This window comes from Legionella quateirensis (assembly GCF_001467955.1).
Classification (GTDB): Bacteria; Pseudomonadota; Gammaproteobacteria; order Legionellales; family Legionellaceae; genus Legionella; species Legionella quateirensis.
Map to the genome: position 1 here is coordinate 275955 of NZ_LNYR01000034.1, position 18526 is coordinate 294480.

Below are 18526 nucleotides of genomic sequence, written 5' to 3' on the forward strand. Positions count from 1 at the left end.
AAAAAGTGGTTGCTGTATAATAAGCAGGGTTTATACTTTCTATTTTGATGTCTTTAACTAGAGAGCACTCATGGAATTGAGAATTGATAATACCCCATTTAAAGCCTTGTTCCAGCCATTGGATTTAGGGTTTACCCAAATTAAAAATCGTTTGTTGATGGGGTCTATGCATACAGGCCTTGAAGAAGATAAAGAAAGTTTAATGCGTTTGGCAGAATTCTACCGTGAACGCGCTTTAGGCGGGGTCGGTTTAATTGTGACTGGTGGTTTTGCCCCTAATCGAGCAGGACGTTTGGCTCCGTTTGCGGCGAAACTGACCAACAGCAAAGAACAGCATCGACATGAATTAGTGACTCATACCGTACATGAAGCTGGCGGTAAAATAGCAATGCAAATTCTGCATGCCGGTCGTTACGGCTATCACCCATTTATCGTTGCTCCCAGCGGCATCAAATCGCCAATCAGCCCATTTAAACCTTGGGTAATGAGTCAATGGCGGATTAAAAAAACCATCAAACATTTTGCCCGTTGTGCTCGGCTTGCTCAAGCGGCAGGTTATGATGGGGTAGAAATAATGGGTAGCGAAGGGTATCTGATCAATCAATTTATCGTATCCCATACGAATCATCGCCGGGATGAGTGGGGCGGAAGTTATGAGAACCGTATTCGCTTTCCTGTTGAGATAGTACGGGCTGTTCGTGAAGCGGTTGGTGAACAGTTCATTATCATTTATCGCTTGTCCATGCTGGATCTGATTGCTGAAGGAAGCAGCTGGGAAGAGGTAGTTATTTTGGCTAAAGCTATAGAACAAGCGGGAGCCAATATAATCAATACCGGTATTGGCTGGCATGAGGCGCGTATTCCTACAATTGGAACTATGGTTCCTCCTGCAGCATTTACTTCTATAACCAAGCATTTGAAACCGGAAGTGAACATTCCGGTTATCACCTCCAATCGTATTAATACCCCAGAACTTGCCAATCAATTGTTGGAAGATGGGGTCTCGGATATGATTTCCATGGCCAGACCATTTTTGGCTGATCCACAATTTGCTGAAAAAGCAAAACGTGGTGAATCTGAAGCAATTAATGTCTGTATCGCCTGTAATCAAGCCTGTCTTGATCAGGTTTTTGTTAACAAATCAGCGTCCTGTCTGGTTAATCCACGTGCCTGCAATGAAACAGAAATAGTCTATCAAGCGGTTCACAAGCCTAAATCGATCGCGGTCGTGGGCTCAGGTCCAGCTGGGCTTGCTTTTGCCGCTGTAGCTGCAGAACGAGGGCATCAAATTACTGTATTTGAACGAAGTGATCGTTTAGGAGGTCAGTTTAATTTAGCGAAACAAATTCCAGGCAAAGAAGATTTTCAGCATACACTGAATTATTTTAAGTACCAATTGCAAAAGTTTAAGGTCGATCTGCGTTTGAATACAGAGGCAAATGTGGATTTGTTAAACGACTTTGATGAAGTGGTACTTGCCACAGGCATCAAGCCTCGTACCCCGGATATTAAAGGTATCGATCATGAGAAAGTGGTCAGTTATATTGATGTAATCAATCGAAATAAACCAGTTGGTGAGCGAGTAGCGATTATTGGAGCTGGAGGCATTGGATTTGATGTCGCTGAGTTTTTAACCCATGAGCATCAATCAACCCTTCATCAATTTTATGAGGAATGGGGTATTGATATTAAAGGAGAACATCGAGGCGGGCTTCGACCTGCGCAAAATACTCCAAGCCCTCGTGAGGTTTTTTTATTGCAACGTAAAAACGAAAAAATGGGAAAACGTTTGGGCAAAACTACAGGTTGGATTCATCGATTAAGTTTAAAGCATAAAAAAGTCAAGATGATTTCAGGGGTAAGTTATGAAGCCATTGACGATCAAGGTTTACACATTAAATTGGATGAAAAACCACAAATTTTAAATGTTGATACTGTAGTTATTTGTGCGGGGCAAACCGAGTTAAAAGAATTATATGATCCGTTAAAGCAAATGGGTAAATCAGTTCATTTGGTTGGGGGTGCTTATAAAGCTTTAGAACTTGATGCGCGCCATGCGATCGATCAAGCATGCAGATTGGCTGCTTTAATATGAGCAGTCTTGCTGTTGTTATTAATCCAGAATCAGGTGGTGGGCGAGGTAAAAAAATCTGGCTGAAGGTTCAATCGGGATTAAGTATACTATTCGATAAAATTACTTTCAGGATGTCTGCTGGCGTAGATGAACTGGTGCCTCTGACACAGGAATTATTGTCTGATCATCCGGATTATTTATTAATCATTGGTGGAGATGGCACTTTAAGTTATGCGATTAATGGTATTATCAAACAGGATAAAATAGAGATTCAAAAAACTAAAATCGCTTTTTTAAACGCGGGATGTGGGGGCGATTTTATAAAACAATTTCCGCGGCAGGATATTAGCCAATTTTTAGACCGATTAAAAAACAACCAATTTGTAAATTGTAATATTGGCAAAATTAATTTTTTTGATCAGCCTTCCCATTATTTTATCAATATTGCCAGTTGCGGTCTTTCAGGACAGGTTGTTTCGACAGTGAGTAAAAGTCGATGGTTAAAAAAGCTGTGCGGTTCGGTTAATTACTTTCTTCATTCATTAGTGGCTTTATTTACTTACAAAAGACCGACAGTACGAATTCAAATCGATGATGCTTCATTCTTTGATTGTTCTCTACTTTTGTTAGCAGCATGCAACGGCCAATTTTTTGGCGGTGGTATGCATGTGGCTCCAACGGCAAAATTGGATGATGGGCTCATTGATGTAGTGCTCTTTGGTGATTTCACAAAATTAAACGCTCTACTAAAATTACCTGAAATATATTCAGGAAATCATATTTTGGATAAGAAGGTTCAATACTTACAGGCAAAAAAAATAGCTATTGAACCAAAAGATAACAGTATTATCAAGGTTGAGGCAGATGGGGAATGCATTGGGCATTTACCTGCAACATTTGAATTATTAGAAGATACTTTTGCACTCATCGTTTGACTAAGCTCCAACGACGTATTTTAAATGCACTACAGAACTTCCTGGTGAATTAAAGCTGGCGTTCTGTTTCTTGTCCGTGAGCTGTGCTTACTGTTTGTTCTAATTTGAATCATTGTTGACAGAAAAAAACCTATATTTTTAAAAGCAAAAGGGCTGCTTTTTAAGAGAATATAAATAAATATAGTGCATCATCCTGTTTATTTTGTTATTATACTGAGCAATTTTTATATTACTTAACCTTTTCAGGTTTACGCTTTACTATATCAGGAACACTATGACTCAAGAAATTACCAATTTCTCTGCTTTTAATTTTTCAGATGCTTTAAATAAAGCACTAGAGGATATGAAGTTTACAACTCCTTCTCCTATTCAAGCACAAACTATTCCGTTGTTATTGCAAGGGCGCGATGCTATTGCTTTAGCTCAAACAGGTACTGGTAAAACTGCTGCCTTTGCTTTACCGATACTTCAGAATTTATCACCTACCATACAGGGGACGCAGGCTTTAATTATTGCTCCTACTCGTGAGTTAGCTATTCAGGTTGCTGAGCAATTTGAACTATTAAGTAAACATCAACGTGGCACTACTATTGCTGTATTGTGTGGTGGCCAGGAGTATGGTCGTCAATTAAAACAATTACGTGGTGGCGCACAGGTTGTGGTCGGAACCCCGGGCCGTATACTGGATCATATAGACAAAGGTACTCTACCTTTGGACAATTTACGTACTTTTATTCTGGATGAAGCAGATGAAATGTTGCGTATGGGTTTTATTGAAGATGTTGAAACGATTCTGGCGAAGTTACCTGAGAAAAAACAAATCGCATTGTTTTCAGCGACTATGCCACATCGCATTCGCCAAATCGCCAATACCTATTTAACTGATCCGGCTTCAATCGAAATTCGAATGGAAACAGCTACAGTAAAAAGTATCGAACAGCGATTTCTGTTTGCTTCAGGTCATCAGAAACCTGATGCCTTGGTTCGTGTTTTGGAAGTTGAAGATTATCAGGGTGTTATCGTATTTGTTCGTACCAAAAGCAGCACAGAAGAAGTTGCAGAGTTATTGCAACAGCAAGGACTGCGGGCAATGGCTATACATGGTGATATAACCCAGGCATTGCGTGAACGCATTATTTCTCAATTTAAACAAGGTGCTATTGATATTTTGGTTGCTACTGATGTCGCGGCACGTGGTTTGGATGTAGAGCGTGTAACACATGTTATTAATTATGATTTGCCTCACGATAATGAAACGTACGTGCATCGAATTGGCAGAACAGGAAGGGCAGGTCGTTCTGGAGTAACTATACTGTTTGTGACTCCTAAAGAATCACGTTTAATCAGCAGTATTGAGCGACATACGCGTCAACGTATAGAAAAAGTCAATGTACCTAATGATCATATGATTCAAGTGGCCAGACAACAGCGCTTTATGGCAAATATAACAGAGCGTCTGGAACATGCAAATCTACCATCCTATAAGCGTATCGTTGAAGAATACATTAAGGAAAATGAAGTATCAGCAGTAGATGTCGCAGCAACCCTCGCATTATTGCTGCATAAAGATTTGCCCTGGAAAAAAGAATTGGCCTTACCTAAATCTCCTCGACCAGCTAAAGAGGGTCGTGTCAGCCGAAATGGTGATGGTCGCTCAGAGCGTACGTCACGTTTTGGTGAAGACAGAAAGGGATTTGGAGGCGACCGTAAAAGCTTTGGCGGTGATAAAAAAGCTTTTGGCGGTGAACGAAAAAACTTTGGTGATGATCGCAAAAAATTTAATGATGAATCAACAGCCCAGGATTTGTTCCGAATAGATGTGGGTAAAGTTCATGGCGTAAAGCCCGGGAATATTGTCGGGGCTATTGCTAATGAAGCCGGTTTACAAAGTCGATATATTACCGGTCTTAAAATTCATGAGGATCATTCTACTGTTCGACTTCCTAAAGGCATGTCTAAGGAAGTAGTTCGAGATCTTACTAAAGCATGGGTTTGTGGTCGACAACTGAATCTAACCTTAATCGGTAGTGCTTGAATAGACAGGTAGCAGCGACAAATGTCATCCCGAATGCGATGAGGGATCTCCTGAAGGTGGTGCAGTGCCTGCATTTGGACTTCACTGCGTTCAGGAGCTGAGGTATCCCCTCATAATTCTAGTGAGGATAATTAGTTACTATTCAGTATAAACGTTCGTCTTTGCGAACGTAGTGAAGCAATCCAGAACACAGTTCCAATAAGGCTCCGATGTGGATTGCTTCGCTTTGCTCGCAAAGACGGGTATTCATAGGATCATTGAGGCTTAAATAACTACATTTTCGGTGTTATTAATTTTGAAGGGATACCTCAGTTCAGGATAACGTCATAACTGAGGGATCTCCTGAACATGGTGCAGTGCTTGCCTTTGCATATCATTCACTACCTCCAAGATGACGAAATTGTGAAGAGACAAAATCTGGTTGTAACTCTCTAATCTATAATAATAAATGTTCCAGTTTTGATTTATCCTTTCAGTCCTGTTTTTAAAAAATCCAATGTAATGATGTGAGTTGAAGTAATGGGTGTTACAGTACACGAAGCGCATGATTTTTCTGTGGCAGATGATGGTTCAACATCGATGTCGTATGCAAAAATAAATCAGTTATATCCTGATTTGGTAATTATCAAGGACGGTCATTACAAAACACAAATTGGAGGTGTATCCAGACCTTGGACACTGTTTAATTCCGCAGATCCTTCTCAGCCTCCAAAAATCAAAGATTCAATATCTTTTGCCAATGTTTATAATGAATACGGTGCAAGCAGTGATTTTGTTGAGTCGCCATGGAAAATTCATCTGAGTATACACCCTGATGATCTGGGTAAAGCATGGGATATCATTTATGCCTTCTTGTCTTCGCGTGGAGTTCCCATTTTTAAAACGACACGATTGGCTGTTTCACGAGTATTATATAATCAAATGCATCAGGTAACTGCTGAGTTTTTGGAGAAGCGCAATCTGGCGGTAGAGGATAAAAATCAGTCACTTCAGGATATTGTTCGCGTGTATCATGGGATGCAGATTACCATTTATATAGAGCTTGGAAAAGAGAGTTCTTATAATGCCCTTCTACAAGAAATCGAGCCTCTTTTATATAAGGCAGGAATAACTCCTGGTATTATTGATAAAAGCGACCGGGCAATAGGTATATACAGTTCAGTGAGAAATGTGGGTAAAGGTTATACGTCACATGAAAAGGTTTCTGGATATAAAGCAGCCGAAGAGAGAGACATTTTTAAAGCAATTAAATACAAACTGAAAGACGTTCACATCAATTGGAATACTCTGGATTACAAAAGGCACATTTTAAAAGCTCAAATGACGTTGCAACAAGTAGTTGATGCCAGAAGAAAGTATGAAATGGCACTATTCAATAAATCTGAGTTCATACAGGCTTGTGATGTAGCAACCGAGTATTTTGAGCGTTGGCATCAATTGATTAAACGAGCGCCAGATGCAGCGGAACTTTCGATCAAGAATCAGGGCTTGATGGAGCAATTTAAAAAATGGATCTCTGATGGTCAATACCTGATCCCTTCGATTAGAAAGGAAAAAATCAGGAAAATCAAAGAGGCAGAGGACATACTCCAAGCCACTTCTGAATCATCCAATCTTAATGATATTCCTCCGCAGAGGATTCAACGACAGTTTGCCCGCAAGAATTTATTGGGCACTTTACCAGCTGATTTTATCAAAAAACATTCGGGTATCTTGTCTGTTCCGAATGAGAAAAAAGGTGATACAGCGAGCATCATCAGAACATTGTCTGAACATAGAAGAGAGGCTTTTGCTCATTTGAAGTCATTTACTGTCCCTCAGAAGAAAAGAACCCTTGTTTTACACGAGAGTGAAATTTTACCTGTTTCTAAAGTTAAACCTGAAACCGGTAGGAAATTGTTCACGGGACAAAAATCTGCAGCTACCACTTCATCAGTACACCAAAGTCAGGATTTGCAGCATACAAGAACGAGGTTGATTTCCAATCTGGGGTTTTTTGAACACTATTTCTGGTTGGGGGGATTAAGTGGCGCCACTCTAGGATTGGTAGGGGGAGCAAGCTTCATTTTGTTCTGTTTTCCGCTGACTCTGGAGCTGGCGCTGATGGTTGTAGCACTTGTAACTGTCTTGACTGGAATAGGTTTTCTTACCGGTAACTTTATTGATATGTCATTTTTGGGGCAGACTACTCAAGCGAAAGAGAACTTGCAGGCTTCTGAATCTTCTGCTGCATTTTTATCTCCCGCGCGCTTGTCTCCTGTACCGGAATTTCGTCGAGTGGCCTCAGCTCCTGTAGCGAAGAGCGAACAGGAACGTTCTATACCTTGGAATGTTGGATTGCAAAAGGAGACGGTGAGTACATCATCTGATAAAGATGAACTAATTGTAAATAATAGGGCTAATTTATAATATAAAAATACATTTTAGCTTGCCTTTAATCTGTATCGAATTTAATATCCCCGACCTGAAAAATAACATCAATACTCAGTTGAGGACATAACGTGAAAAATAATCCAAATAATTTTTTTAGATTTAAAGAAAATAAAGTTCTAAATGACGAGAAGCGAATAAAACAGGACGAAACACCTTATAAATACACTCAAAAAGCCAAGGGAACTCTTCATCATTATATAAAAGATGAAGTTCAAGATGTCCTTGAAGAAATTCATGGTCATTATCATTATGACTATGACAGTGATTCAGACTATGATGTTACTTCTGAGGAAGATTTAAATGTAATGGATTCATCAATTCGCTTGGGGTCATAATTTTGTTTTAGAACGAGCGTCAGTTTCATCTGACGCTCGATATTTAGTTAAATCTAAGTTTTATGGCTTAAATATAATGGAAGCTCCAATTGCTGTTACCACGCCGATAGCGGTTAAAGCAGTGAAAAAGGTATAATGATTTTCCTGTACGAAATTTTGCGGTGCATCGGATGGTACTTCTCTGCTGACTTCCGCTTTTATAACGTTACACTTTTGAATTACAGCAGTAATACGATCTTCAGCAGATGTATTGGATGAGAGTAAAGGCTTGTAATGATCTTGCCAAAATCTTTGTGCCAAAGTGACTTGCATTGATAATTCCGGGGCAGTCAGAAATCGGCAATTTGCACGCGCAGTGGCTTCAAAAAAAGCAGCAGAGAATTTAAGTTTATCTGTATCAGTCCAAAGATCAGAATCAGGAATAGATGAGTTGGAGTAGTATCGGCTCTGTTCAGATTGCTGACCAGCAAAATCGGTGATCGCAAGATCCAGTTGTTCTGAATCGGAGAGGATCTCCATAAAAGAATCCAGGCATACTAAAACATATTCCTTTTCAAACTGGGTCATTTTCATATCTCAAAAATGCTCACTATAAATTCGTTTATATTTTAGATCAACATGAAAATTAGTGCGCATGTTTTTACTTCCAATTTAGAGGAAATTGATTAATAACCTTGTTTCAGAATATAATGATCAATGTTTTTTTAAAAAAAAATCAATTAACTAAGGGTATTCATGAAACTATTAGCTACCGTGGGTGCTTTTTTATTTTCGGGAATTGTTGCTGCTACACCACTTAATAATATCGTTATATTCGGTGATAGCTTATCTGATAATGGGAATTTATACGAATTCATGCAACACCAATTACCTCAATCTCCTCCATATTTTGAGGGGCGTTTTTCTAATGGACCCGTTTGGATTGAACGCTTGATCGCTTCGTATTTTCCTAATGATCCGGCATCACACCTGAACGATTATGCTATTGGTGGGGCAGGAGTATCTGAAGAAGATGAAGACGATGATGTTTTATTTACCCTGAGAAGAGAAATTAAAACGTATCTGCTGACACATGACGACAAAGCAAGCGAAGACAGTCTCTTCGTTGTTTGGATAGGTGCGAATAATTACCTAGGGATGCCTAGTGAAATTGAACAAACATTGATTGATGTCAATACAGGCATTACCCATGGTTTGCAAAAACTGGCTGATAAAGGTGCGAAAAACATACTTGTTCTTAATTTACCTGATTTAGGCAGGACTCCTGCTGCCATAGAGTTTGGTTCAATTGAAACGATGAGTTATTTTTCCAGCCAACATAATGAGGCATTAAATAAAACGCTTGCCAATATGAAACAAACCTATCCCGATGTGAATTGGTTATATTTTGATATGAACTCGGCATTTAATGAAGTATTGGAACATGCAGCAGATTATGGCATCACCAATATAACAGGTACTTGCGCGAATTCGATAGCGGATGAGATCACCCGTAAATCTGTTTTAAAAATGGTTTCCAAGGTGACTCCTGGAACAACAGGAGATGGATGTGATGGTTATCTGTTTTTCGATCTAGTACATCCTACTGCATTTGCACATCAACTAATGGCAGATAAGGCTCGCGTCATGCTGGACGCTGCTGGTGTTGAACTTTCCGATAAACCCGTTTAATACTGTATAAACCGGGATAAAGCAATCCCGGTTCGTTATTCGATAAACTCTATAGGGACATATGGAACGAATTACACGGATGATCCTTATTTTTTTCTTTATTTCTACCAGTCTATGGGCAGATCAATTAGAAATCTCAATAGATCAAAATTCTGTTCGTTTGCCCTATTGGCCTGCACAAAAACTCCATTATGGAGCGGTGATGATTGTTCATGGAGGAGATCAGCCACAATGGTCGGAATTATTGGCTCAATGTGCAAAACAACTGGCAGCAAATGGTTGGTCCGTAGTGCTGTTGAATTGTAATTCAGATAATTCTGTCCCTTGGATTAAACAGTTACCTGAAGTAATCAGTTCTTTAAGACAAAATAAAAACAAACGCATAATCATGATTCATTATGGTGAGCAATTAAACCAATCTCTTGATTATTTCAGTAAGCCACAATCCAAGATGATTAATGGATTGGTGTTGATTTCAGCATATGGTGAATCCAGTACCAAGGATAAATCACTCTCATTCCGCTTTCCCATTTTTGATGTTGCCGGTCAGTTTGATTACGAAAATGTATTAACGCAAATGCATCATAGAAAAAAAGAATTTAAGGATCGGCCTTATCTTGCTGTAGAAATGCCAGGTGCAGATCATGATTATGAATATAATCAACGTTTATTAGTCTCTTTTGTACACGGATGGATGACTAAATTGCCAGAAACGCAAACACAGCCTCGCCCTATTTTAGAGTCTTATATTGAACCCGTATATTCCTCACAAAGTCAGATTGTTTCTATTACTCATTCGGATTGGACTGGCTTTATAGATAATCCTGTCGAGCCTTGATGGATTACCATCCTTTACTTTGACAAATGAGTTCATAAGCTTTCATGATTTTATGTGTTTTATCATTAGCCAGTTTAATCATTTCTTCTGGTAATCCCTGCGCGATTAATTTATCTGGATGATTACGGCTTAATAATCGTCTGTAAGCCCGTTTTACTTCTTGTTTACTGGAGTCGGGATTTACTTCTATTAAAGCATAGGCATGTGCCAGATTATTTTGTGGGGATTGCTGTTTATATTGGTATTGCTTCTGCGATGAGGAGGAGTGGCTGTATTCCCTATAATGGTGTTGTTGCTGTTGTTGATACGTTTGTTGCTGAGCCTGCTCTTGTTGCTGTTGTGCATAGGAACTGTAACTGAAATCCTCGTAAAATCGATATTGTTTATGCAGTGGAGCAAAGCCTAGGCAAGCAAAAACAATATCCAGAACTTTAATTTTGGGGGTTGTCAGTCCATCTACCTGGGCCGCACGATATTGAATGTCCACGAATAGTTTCAGTAACTCGCGGTTATCCCGGCATATTTTTTTTAATTGAAACAGTGCGGAATCTAATTTAAATTGTTTTTGTTTTCCTTCATTGAATAAACGTTTGGCAAGTGTTGTTTGCTCAGAACTCAGGCGCATCTCCTTCATGAGTAATTTTGCCATGTTAATTTCTTGTTCTGTAACACGACCGTCGGCTTTTGCTATGTGTCCCATTACTGAAAAAGTGGTTTCAAAAAATGCTTTTTGAACTGCTTTTCTTTTTTCGGAAAGATAGTACCAATGTGGGTTGGTAAAATGGCTGGCTAATCCTCTATCAAAAAAATTACCAACAAGTATACCAAACAGAGCTCCAAGAGGTCCTGCGGTTAAGTATCCAAAGAAAGCTCCGAGAAGTTTTCCCCACCAGGTGGATAATGTAAAAAATTCCCTAAAAGTCATCGTTGATGTTAATCCTCAAAGGGTATAAATGATATATGACGTCATATATTTAATATATGTACAAGAAGTTGAATTATCCAACAGAATTAATAAAAAAGCCAATTTTTCAATAGAGTACTAGGGTGTGTTGACAATTCATCAAAATATTCCCAACCTCCCGCGACTTGTTCGCGGGACGTCGAAATCAGAATTGTCAACATACCCTAATGAATCTAATATAAAAGTAAAACGATTGAACGTGTTCAATTCAATTACATGTGATTCGATTGGCTGGTTTTGACGAATTCACTAACTTAAAGGGAATTTGGAGTACTTGTCAACAGCAGGTAACGCAATTCGGTAGTGATATATCGCACAATTCACTGTTTTGGGTATATACTGTGCCCTTTTGGGATTTTGGTACACCTCTATGCGATTGATTTATTCATTATTAATGTATTTGCTTACTCCTTACATACTTCTCCGGCTGTGGTGGAAAGGTAGAAAATTACCGGGATACAGAACCCGAATTTTGGAGCGTTTTAGTATCGGTGTTCATGATAGCAAACCGGTAGATGTCTGGCTTCATGCCGTTTCTCTGGGTGAGGTTATTGCAGCCATACCCTTGATTGATGCCATGCTGGAGAAACATTGGTCTGTTTTGGTTACGACTATGACGCCAACCGGTTCAGAACGAGTAAAAGCGCGTTTTGGTGATAAGGTGGCACATCGATACATACCTTATGACTTGCCTGCGGTACTCAAACGATTCTTCAAGCAGGTACAGCCTCGCATTGGGGTCATTATGGAAACTGAACTGTGGCCTAATTTAATTAATCAGGCTCATGCAGCTAAAGTTCCCTTATTGCTGGCTAATGCGCGTTTATCCGAACGATCATTGAAAGGATATATGAAGCTTAAAGTTTTATTTAAACCAGTTCTGAATCAATTTTCCGCTATTTTGGCTCAGAGTGAAGATGATGCAAAACGGTTTATCGCTCTGGGGGCCAGGACTGATATAGTTCAGGTTTTGGGAAATATGAAATTTGATTTACAAACCAATACAATCGATAGTGCCCGGTTTAATGAGTTAAAAAGTCATTGGGGAAGTGAACGAGTTGCGGTAATTGCCGCCAGTACTCATGATGATGAAGAATCACGTATTTTATCCGAGTTACCTCGTCTGCAAAAAGCGATTCCTAACGTAGTATTATTAATTGCCCCACGTCATCCAGAGCGCTTTCAAACGGTGTATCAGCTGAGTGTTCAAGCTGGGTATAATACCGGCTTGCGAAGTGACTTGAATACTGTCTCAAGCGCGAACGAAGTAGTGATTTTAGATTGTCTTGGTGAGTTGTTAGGTTTATTTCAGATTAGTGATTATGCCTTTGTTGGGGGGAGTCTGGTGCCAGTGGGTGGGCATAATGTTCTGGAACCTATCGCCATGAACGTTCCTGTTTTAAGTGGAAATCAGGTCCATAATTTTAAAACAATTTGTACTGATCTCGAAGAAGCCGAGGCTATACAGATCGTAAGTCAGGCAGATGAATTAATCGATGCCATTATCAAATTACATCAAGATAAAGAATTTCAGAGTCGAATGGTAGAAAATGCTACTGCGGTTCTTGAACAGAATAAAGGCTCGGTAATAAAGCATTTACAAAAAATTGAATATTCTATGAACCAATAACGTTATGACGTTAATTTCACTCAACCTGGGTTGATGCTTTGTGCAGCGTCAGCCTGCATTATTTAAACAGACACACTTCGATTTATTCTCTTGTTTGAACCGGTTGTAGAAACTCGTCATCTCAGTTATGTAAAGATGACGAGTATTGGACTGTTTTGTAACAGGGCATGATAATTGATGAATGTAAAGTTTAACGAGGTCTCTATGAACCTTGATTTTGTCGTTCCTTGATTTCGGATAAAGTTTTGCAATCGATGCATAAAGTGGCCGTTGGTCTTGCTTCCAGTCTTTTCAGACCAATTTCTATGCCACAGGCCTCACAGTAACCAAAATCGTCATTTCTTAATCGTTCCAGTGCATCTTCAATTTTCTTAATGAGTTTGCGCTCACGGTCACGTGTACGTAATTCAATACTGAACTCTTCTTCCTGGCTCGCTCTGTCAGAAGGGTCAGGAAAATTGGCTGCTTCGTCTTTCATGTGCGTCACAGTTCGGTCAACTTCTTCCATTAATGATTGACGCCAGGCTAGCAATATTTTTTCAATATGTGCTAACTGCTTTTCATTCATATATTCTTCCCCATCAGCTTCCTGATAAGGGGCAATTCCCATGCTTCCTATTGCGTCGTTTTTCACGTTGTATAATCTCTCATTGGTTTTATCAATTAATTGTTCTGTCATTTTGGCCTCCGTCTCCAACTGTTACTCTGAAACGAGCTTTACAGAAAATGGCTAGGTATACCAAATTACTGCAGCATCATCAACAAAATAATGTTACCTATTTATTAATTAAGGATGCCAACCTCCACTAACCCTATCATGACCTTGAATATCCTGCCAACATTGAACATTTTTATATCCTAATTTATTAAGTATAGCGTTAAGATGGATTTTTTGATCGTATCCATGTTCAAGTAATATCAAGCCACCGGGTAAAAGGCATTCATAACTGTGCTGGATAATATATTGTAGATCAGCTAATCCATCTTGACCACTGGCTAAAGCACTTAGTGGTTCAAATCTGACATCTCCCTGTTTTAAATGAGGATCCTGCTCAGCAATATAAGGTGGATTGGAAATAATAGCATGATAATGGTGTCTGGGGAGAGTACTAAACCAGGATGAATGATAGAAATGGACGTTGGTAATTCCAAGGTGTACTGCATTGTCCTGCGCGACTTTTAAAGCTGCTTTACTGAAGTCGGAAGCGATAATCTTCCACTTGGGCCTTTCACTGGCAATTGCCAGGGCAATAGCCCCACTCCCGGTACCCAGATCCAATATGCAGGTTTCGGGTGTGTCAGGTATTAAATCCAGGGCTAGTTCTACAAGAAGTTCCGTTTCATGTCTCGGGATTAAAGTATCTTTGCTTACTTTTAAATTCAGAGACCAGAATTCACGTTGGCCTGTCAGATAGGCAATAGGCATCCCCTCGGCGCGTTGCGCGATTAACTGCTGATATGCTTCCAATTGACTCGGGTTTATTAATGCTTCGGGATGGGCAAAAATATAAGCTCTGTTTTTATGTAATACATGGCTTAATAAGAGTTCTGCCTCCAGACGTGATTCAGCATGGGGTTTGTCAAGTTGTTGCATGGCTCGTTCAAGAGCCGTGCGAATATCAATCATGTCGGCCCAATTCCGCAAGTAACTCAGCATGGTATTCGCGTTTTAATGAATCGATTACCAGGGATAAATTTCCTTCCATTACATCGTTAAGTTGGTAGATGGTCAGATTGATCCGATGATCAGTCAGACGCCCTTGAGGGAAATTATAAGTTCGAATACGTTCGGAACGATCTCCTGATCCTACCAGTGATTTACGGGTTTGTGCCTGTTCTTTTTTTTGTTTGCTTTGTTCTGCATCCAATAAGCGGGTTTTTAACAGGGACATCGCCTTGGAGCGGTTTTTATGCTGTGAACGTTCATCCTGGCACTCAACGACAACACCAGTCGGTATGTGAGTAATTCTAATCGCGGAATCGGTTTTGTTTACGTGCTGGCCTCCCGCTCCAGATGAGCGGTAGGTATCAATGCGTAAATCATCCGGATTTATTTGAATTTCATCAATTTCCTCAACTTCTGGCATGATGGCTACCGTACAGGCTGAGGTATGAACTCGCCCCTGAGATTCGGTTTCAGGAACTCGTTGTACACGATGTGCGCCTGATTCAAATTTGAGTTGGGAATAAACTGCATTGCCGCAGATTCTGGCAATTATTTCTTTATATCCCCCGTGCTCGCCATGGCTGGCACTGATTAACTCAAGCTGCCAGCCTTGATTTTCCGCATATCGGCTGTACATACGATAAAGATCGCCAGCGAAAATCGCGGCTTCATCTCCGCCTGTTCCTGCGCGTACTTCCAGATAGATATTTCGTTCATCGTCTGGATCTTTAGGAATTAAATGCCATTGTAATTGCTCATCCAAATCATCTATCAGTTGTTTTGCACCATCCAGTTCCTCTTCCGCCATAGACGCTAACTCTGCATCATCGCCATCCAGCATTTCCTGAAGGGAGTTCAGATTATTTTTAGCCTCAATATAAGACTCATAACAGGTAGCGACGGGTTCCAGTTGTGCGTATTCTTTAGATAACGATTTGAACTGATTTTGGTCGGCGATTACGGATGCTTCAGACAGTAAACGTCCGACTTCCTGAAAGCGTTCCAACATTTGCTGTAATTTTAATTCAAGAGATTTCTTCATAAGGTGTTTGACATCAGGTTGTAGTATTAAAGAGATATTGTGCCAAAGCCAATAAATCTTCTCGTCCATCCCAGGCTATTTGTCTCAGGCCGGTGGTTGGATTGTGAATTAACTTATTGACCAGGCGCTCGCTAAATTCATTTAAAACAGAGGACTGACTTTCTCCCGTGGATAATTTTTTCAGGGCACGTTGTAATTCCAATTGAGCCAATTGTTGCATTTGATTGCGATAATCACAGATTACGTCTTTGGCTCTTAATGAGCGATGCCAGCGTATGTAGTTATCGAGTTCACTTTCGATTAATTGTTCTGCCTGAAGTGCCGCATTGCGTCGTTCATTCATCCCATTTTCTATCATGATTTGCAGATCATCAATATTATAGAGTTGTACCTGATCCAATTCTTTAACATTGGTTTCAATATCTCTGGGGACTGCTAAATCCAGAAAAAACATGGGAGCATTATTTCTTTGTTTCAGAGCATGTTCCACCAGACTTTTATTAATGAATGGGAGGGGGCACGCGGTTGCAGAAATAACGACATCAGCCTGAGGAAGGTATTGAGGAATATCACCAATAGACAGTGTGTTCCCTCCGAAAGAATCGGCAAGTTTTTTCGCATTTTCAAGGGTGCGACTCGCAACCATGAACTGATGCACACCTTGCTGGTGTAAATATTTGGCTACCAGGGAAGTGGTTTCTCCCGAACCAATTAAAAACACATTCAGAGATCGGAAATTTGTAAATAATTGGCCGATCAATTGCACCGCTGCATAGGCAATAGATACCGGGTTCGCTCCAATTCCACTGTGCGTTCTTATTCTTTTTGACGCACTGAATATGTATTCGAATACTGGCCTTAGTTGAGATTTGACCGTGCCTAATCGGCATGCTTGATGATAGGCTTGTTTCATTTGGCCAAGAATCTGAGGTTCGCCTATCATCATGGAGTCCAGTCCGCTGGCGACTCGCAGAGTATGTTTTATACCCTGGTGACCTTCGTGCAGATAGAGAAAGGGTGTCAGTAAATCCTGTGGTATGTGATGTTCATGAGCTAACCAACCTGCGATAACGTTGGGATCATCTGTATCACAATAGATCTCGGTGCGATTGCATGTTGATAAAATAGCGGCCTCATTAATTTCAGGAAGACTCATCAGTCTATTTAATAATGAATCCTGCATAGCAGGAGGCAGAGCGACTTTTTCACGCACGTTTATTGGAGCAGTTTTATGATTGAGCCCGCAAGCAACAAACACCATGGAATCTGAATTCTTAGTTAGGACTCGCGAAAAATGCCCGGTTTCTTCGTTAAAAGATATTTTTAATCAGGGAATTTTAGGGTTATTCGTAAGTCAAGTTAGTAATAAAAGTTAATTGATGGATTGTAACCGATTCACGGTCAAATTTGTAGAGAATGAAGAAATTCCTTGTATTTCTAAAGAACTTTTTTAATTGGCCGCCAACAATGATAGCCACTTTTTGCACACAATGTGTAATCTGAAAAGGAGCGTCAAATGGATATTATCCTTCAAGGTCAACATAATGCTGATGAAACGGTGAAGAGTCTGGAGCGAGTATTGCAATTATTTAAAGAACGTTATCATGTTGAAGGATTTCGTGAAATTCATTTAACCGTTACATTAGTTGATGAACAGGGTGATGAGGTTGAACTCATTGATAGTGAATCCAATCAAGCCTATCGTGTATTTGAAGTCTATAGAAAAGGCTATGAGTTAAATGGAAGAAAAGGAATTCCCATGCTGCAATTAGTGGTAGATAATACCAGTAAATAGGTTGGCGGATTTAAAATACAGGAGTTCTCTATGGTTATGGCAGTGATCGCCATAATATTCACACTGATATTAGTCGTGGGAATACATGAAGCAGGGCATGCGCTGGCAGCACGCATGTTTCAAGTAAAGATTAAAAAAATATCAATAGGTTTTGGTAAACCCCTGGTTCAATGGAACAGTGCCAGTGGATGCGAATGGGTATGGGCTATGTGGCCATTGGGCGGCTATGTTCAATTGCTTAATTCAAGAATAAGTCCGGTGGATCCTGCAGAATATGCCTTCTGTTTTGACAAGAAACCAATCTGGAACCGTAGTGTTATTTTGATTTCTGGCGCTTTAGCCAATTTGATTACCGCCTGGTTGGCGTTTGTTTTTGTATTCTATATTGGTCTGAATTATCGATTACCTTTGGTGCAATCCGTTCAACCCAACAGTATCGCTGCTCATGCTGGCGTAATATCTGGTGATCAATTTATTGCTGTTGATGGATACAGTACGTCATCGTGGCAGGATGTTGGGATGCAACTGGTCATTCTGTGGGGAAAAAAAGAGGTTAATATCTCTTTGAAACAGCCTGATAATCAGGAAATCAAGGAATTAAAAATCAATTTAAGTCAGATAAAATTTACTGGCACTGAGCGTTCGCTATTGTCTGGTCTTGGTATAAAACCTGATTTATCAGCCCCAACCGGATTGTTTCAAGCACCTTCATTGTTACAGGCTATTAATAAAGCAAGCAGAGCTATGGTACATCTGTTTTATTTTTTTCTGATGATATTAAAACAATTATTTACCGGGGTCATTCCGTTTACCATTTTGCTCGGGCCTTTAGGTTTGTTTGCAGCTTCAGTTGCCTCTTTGATACAGGGGATTGTTGTTTTTTTCTATTTTATAGCCAGTTTAAGTTGTGCAGTTGCATTGGTAAATTTATTTCCCGTTCCCGGGCTTGATGGTGGGTCTATACTCTATGCGCTTATAGAAAAAATCCGTGGAAAACCTATTTCTGTAGCAATGGAAGTCTTATTACATCGATTAATGGTCATTGTGTTTACCGTTGTGCTGGTTAATCTTTTAGTGAATGATTTGAGCCGATTTTTGCATTAATCCC

Annotated in this window: 16 protein-coding genes; 10 read left to right on the forward strand and 6 right to left on the reverse strand. The window is 39.9% G+C overall.

Features of this window, described 5'->3' with window-relative positions:
* Positions 1-70 precede the first annotated feature (70 nt).
* The 5 genes from Lqua_RS12580 to Lqua_RS12600 all read left to right on the forward strand — a co-directional run bounded on the left by Lqua_RS12580 (position 71) and on the right by Lqua_RS12600 (position 7812).
* Positions 71-2095, forward strand: coding sequence for an NADPH-dependent 2,4-dienoyl-CoA reductase (locus Lqua_RS12580; protein WP_058474632.1), 2025 nt, complete (start codon positions 71-73; stop codon positions 2093-2095).
* Positions 2092-3009, forward strand: a complete 918-nt coding sequence (locus Lqua_RS12585; protein WP_058474739.1) for a diacylglycerol/lipid kinase family protein — start codon at positions 2092-2094, stop codon at positions 3007-3009. The genes Lqua_RS12580 and Lqua_RS12585 overlap by 4 nt, the downstream gene beginning before the upstream one ends.
* 274 nt (positions 3010-3283) lie before the next feature.
* Complete coding sequence (locus Lqua_RS12590) at positions 3284-5044, forward strand: DEAD/DEAH box helicase (RefSeq protein ID WP_058474633.1); 1761 nt, start codon at positions 3284-3286, stop codon at positions 5042-5044.
* Positions 5045-5563: 519 nt separating this feature from the next.
* Positions 5564-7453 carry a hypothetical protein gene (locus Lqua_RS12595; protein ID WP_058474634.1) on the forward strand — a complete coding sequence of 630 codons (1890 nt, stop codon included), beginning with the start codon at positions 5564-5566 and terminating at the stop codon, positions 7451-7453.
* A 92-nt stretch (positions 7454-7545) separates the two neighbouring features.
* Positions 7546-7812 (forward strand): hypothetical protein, encoded by a 267-nt coding sequence (locus Lqua_RS12600; protein ID WP_058474635.1) that lies wholly within the window; start codon positions 7546-7548, stop codon positions 7810-7812.
* A 60-nt stretch (positions 7813-7872) separates the two neighbouring features.
* Here Lqua_RS12600 and Lqua_RS12605 read toward each other — a convergent pair whose 3' ends face one another.
* Positions 7873-8379 carry a hypothetical protein gene (locus Lqua_RS12605; protein ID WP_058474636.1) on the reverse strand — a complete coding sequence of 169 codons (507 nt, stop codon included), beginning with the start codon at positions 8377-8379 and terminating at the stop codon, positions 7873-7875.
* A 168-nt stretch (positions 8380-8547) separates the two neighbouring features.
* Between Lqua_RS12605 and plaA the strand changes: the two genes are divergently transcribed.
* Together plaA and Lqua_RS12615 are read left to right on the forward strand one after the other, a co-directional pair.
* Positions 8548-9483, forward strand: a complete 936-nt coding sequence (gene plaA, locus Lqua_RS12610) for a GDSL family lysophospholipase PlaA (protein WP_058474637.1) — start codon at positions 8548-8550, stop codon at positions 9481-9483.
* 61 nt (positions 9484-9544) lie between these two features.
* A complete protein-coding gene (locus tag Lqua_RS12615) occupies positions 9545-10321 on the forward strand; it encodes an alpha/beta hydrolase (protein WP_058474638.1) in 777 nt (258 codons plus the stop codon).
* Positions 10322-10325: 4 nt separating this feature from the next.
* On the opposite strand, the gene djlA is transcribed toward Lqua_RS12615, so the two are convergent.
* Positions 10326-11246 carry a co-chaperone DjlA gene (djlA, locus tag Lqua_RS12620; RefSeq protein ID WP_058474639.1) on the reverse strand — a complete coding sequence of 307 codons (921 nt, stop codon included), beginning with the start codon at positions 11244-11246 and terminating at the stop codon, positions 10326-10328.
* Positions 11247-11655: 409 nt separating this feature from the next.
* On the opposite strand from djlA, the gene waaA reads away from it, so the two are divergent.
* Positions 11656-12915 carry a lipid IV(A) 3-deoxy-D-manno-octulosonic acid transferase gene (gene waaA, locus Lqua_RS12625; RefSeq protein ID WP_058474640.1) on the forward strand — a complete coding sequence of 420 codons (1260 nt, stop codon included), beginning with the start codon at positions 11656-11658 and terminating at the stop codon, positions 12913-12915.
* A gap of 202 nt (positions 12916-13117) precedes the next feature.
* Here the strand turns inward: waaA and dksA are convergent, their stop codons facing one another.
* The 4 genes from dksA to hemA all read right to left on the reverse strand — a co-directional run bounded on the left by dksA (position 13118) and on the right by hemA (position 16884).
* Complete coding sequence (gene dksA, locus Lqua_RS12630) at positions 13118-13594, reverse strand: RNA polymerase-binding protein DksA (RefSeq protein WP_028384317.1); 477 nt, start codon at positions 13592-13594, stop codon at positions 13118-13120.
* 108 nt (positions 13595-13702) lie between these two features.
* Entirely contained in the window at positions 13703-14542 is an 840-nt protein-coding gene (gene prmC, locus Lqua_RS12635; protein WP_058474641.1) for a peptide chain release factor N(5)-glutamine methyltransferase, read from the reverse strand.
* Complete coding sequence (prfA, locus tag Lqua_RS12640; protein ID WP_058474642.1) at positions 14535-15623, reverse strand: peptide chain release factor 1; 1089 nt, start codon at positions 15621-15623, stop codon at positions 14535-14537. The genes prmC and prfA overlap by 8 nt, the downstream gene beginning before the upstream one ends.
* A gap of 13 nt (positions 15624-15636) precedes the next feature.
* On the reverse strand, positions 15637-16884 hold the full coding sequence (gene hemA, locus Lqua_RS12645; RefSeq protein ID WP_058474643.1) for a glutamyl-tRNA reductase: 1248 nt from the start codon (positions 16882-16884) through the stop codon (positions 15637-15639).
* 255 nt (positions 16885-17139) lie between these two features.
* Between hemA and Lqua_RS12650 the strand changes: the two genes are divergently transcribed.
* Complete coding sequence (locus Lqua_RS12650) at positions 17140-17418, forward strand: hypothetical protein (RefSeq protein ID WP_058474644.1); 279 nt, start codon at positions 17140-17142, stop codon at positions 17416-17418.
* Between the two features lie 30 nt (positions 17419-17448).
* Positions 17449-18522, forward strand: coding sequence for a M50 family metallopeptidase (locus Lqua_RS12655; RefSeq protein ID WP_058474645.1), 1074 nt, complete (start codon positions 17449-17451; stop codon positions 18520-18522).
* Positions 18523-18526: the final 4 nt, after the last annotated feature.

What these genes read in the sequence shown, in the direction of transcription:
- Lqua_RS12580 (WP_058474632.1), top strand. Translation starts at nt 71, where the DNA reads ATGGAATTGAGAATTGATAATACCCCATTTAAAGCCTTGTTCCAGCCA.
- Lqua_RS12585 (WP_058474739.1), top strand. Translation starts at nt 2,092, where the DNA reads ATGAGCAGTCTTGCTGTTGTTATTAATCCAGAATCAGGTGGTGGGCGA.
- Lqua_RS12590 (WP_058474633.1), top strand. Translation starts at nt 3,284, where the DNA reads ATGACTCAAGAAATTACCAATTTCTCTGCTTTTAATTTTTCAGATGCT.
- Lqua_RS12595 (WP_058474634.1), top strand. Translation starts at nt 5,564, where the DNA reads ATGGGTGTTACAGTACACGAAGCGCATGATTTTTCTGTGGCAGATGAT.
- Lqua_RS12605 (WP_058474636.1), bottom strand. Translation starts at nt 8,379, where the DNA reads ATGACCCAGTTTGAAAAGGAATATGTTTTAGTATGCCTGGATTCTTTT.
- plaA (WP_058474637.1), top strand. Translation starts at nt 8,548, where the DNA reads ATGAAACTATTAGCTACCGTGGGTGCTTTTTTATTTTCGGGAATTGTT.
- Lqua_RS12615 (WP_058474638.1), top strand. Translation starts at nt 9,545, where the DNA reads ATGGAACGAATTACACGGATGATCCTTATTTTTTTCTTTATTTCTACC.
- djlA (WP_058474639.1), bottom strand. Translation starts at nt 11,246, where the DNA reads ATGACTTTTAGGGAATTTTTTACATTATCCACCTGGTGGGGAAAACTT.
- waaA (WP_058474640.1), top strand. Translation starts at nt 11,656, where the DNA reads ATGCGATTGATTTATTCATTATTAATGTATTTGCTTACTCCTTACATA.
- dksA (WP_028384317.1), bottom strand. Translation starts at nt 13,594, where the DNA reads ATGACAGAACAATTAATTGATAAAACCAATGAGAGATTATACAACGTG.
- prmC (WP_058474641.1), bottom strand. Translation starts at nt 14,542, where the DNA reads ATGATTGATATTCGCACGGCTCTTGAACGAGCCATGCAACAACTTGAC.
- prfA (WP_058474642.1), bottom strand. Translation starts at nt 15,623, where the DNA reads ATGAAGAAATCTCTTGAATTAAAATTACAGCAAATGTTGGAACGCTTT.
- hemA (WP_058474643.1), bottom strand. Translation starts at nt 16,884, where the DNA reads ATGGTGTTTGTTGCTTGCGGGCTCAATCATAAAACTGCTCCAATAAAC.
- Lqua_RS12650 (WP_058474644.1), top strand. Translation starts at nt 17,140, where the DNA reads ATGGATATTATCCTTCAAGGTCAACATAATGCTGATGAAACGGTGAAG.
- Lqua_RS12655 (WP_058474645.1), top strand. Translation starts at nt 17,449, where the DNA reads ATGGTTATGGCAGTGATCGCCATAATATTCACACTGATATTAGTCGTG.